We start from the raw sequence: 395 nt of genomic DNA on the forward strand, positions 1-395 counted from the left end.
TTTCTTTCTGTTCCTATTGCGGCTCTTGAAAAATCTTCTCTTTCTTCATACCAAGTATCACTGGATATAATTTCATCAGATTCATTACCTTCCAAATAACTCTCAAATGCCCTTTTGGTATATGGTAACATCTCATCTGCAATTTCTCCCAAATCACAAATAAAGTTTGGTCCGTAATAAGTAGACAAGCCCAGTTTATAAAACATCAAATGATTGATCGTAGTATCTGAGAATCCTGTAAATAATTTTGGATGCTCCTCTACCGCTTTTATAAACTCTTCATCTTCCATCAGATAAGGCAAAAGTCTGTATGTATCATCACCACCAATTGCACAAATAATCCCTGCAATAGAATTATCCAGAAATGCATCTTTTAGGTCTTTCGCCCTTGCTTG

At 35.4% G+C, this 395-nt stretch carries 1 protein-coding gene; it reads right to left on the reverse strand.

What is annotated here, in order from left to right:
- Positions 1-395, reverse strand: a 395-nt coding sequence (locus DXD06_RS17335) for an LD-carboxypeptidase (protein WP_199535238.1), incomplete at both ends; no start/stop codon positions are given.

Source organism: Roseburia sp. TF10-5 (genome assembly GCF_003462365.1).
Lineage (GTDB): Bacteria > Bacillota > Clostridia > Lachnospirales > Lachnospiraceae > Roseburia > Roseburia faecis.